Source organism: Trichormus sp. NMC-1, assembly GCF_001858025.1.
Taxonomy (GTDB): domain Bacteria; phylum Cyanobacteriota; class Cyanobacteriia; order Cyanobacteriales; family Nostocaceae; genus Anabaena.
This window is the reverse complement of record NZ_LZQD01000023.1, coordinates 3,106-3,866: the sequence shown is the minus strand read 5'-3', so window position 1 is coordinate 3,866 and position 761 is coordinate 3,106. Positions and strand designations below refer to the sequence as shown.

The following is a 761-nucleotide window of genomic DNA, read 5'->3' as shown; positions in this document are numbered from 1 at the left end:
TTAGTGGCGCACGGGTGCGTAACGCGTGGGAACCTGCCTTTAGGTTCGGAATAACTCAGAGAAATTTGAGCTAATACCGGATAATGTCTTCGGACCAAAGATTTATCGCCTTTAGATGGGCCCGCGTTGGATTAGCTAGTTGGTGGGGTAAAGGCCTACCAAGGCGACGATCCACGATCAGTAGCTGGTCTGAGAGGATGATCAGCCACACTGGGACTGAGACACGGCCCAGACTCCTACGGGAGGCAGCAGTGGGGAATATTGGACAATGGGCGAAAGCCTGATCCAGCAATGCCGCGTGAGTGATGAAGGCCTTAGGGTTGTAAAGCTCTTTTACCCGAGATGATAATGACAGTATCGGGAGAATAAGCTCCGGCTAACTCCGTGCCAGCAGCCGCGGTAATACGGAGGATGCAAGCGTTATCCGGAATGATTGGGCGTAAAGGGTCCGCAGGTGGCTGTGTAAGTCTGCTGTTAAAGAGTCATGCTCAACATGATAAGGGCAGTGGAAACTACACAGCTAGAGTGCGTTCGGGGCAGAGGGAATTCCTGGTGTAGCGGTGAAATGCGTAGATATCAGGAAGAACACCGGTGGCGAAAGCGCTCTGCTAGGCCGCAACTGACACTGAGGGACGAAAGCTAGGGGAGCGAATGGGATTAGATACCCCAGTAGTCCTAGCCGTAAACGATGGATACTAGGCGTGGCTTGTATCGACCCGAGCCGTGCCGTAGCTAACGCGTTAAGTATCCCGCCTGGGGAG

The 761-nt window shown here is 53.5% G+C and carries 1 rRNA gene; it reads left to right on the top strand.

Features of this window, described 5'->3' with window-relative positions:
• Window positions 1-761: ribosomal RNA gene (locus A9Y75_RS25680) — 16S ribosomal RNA — on the top strand; the annotation flags it as partial.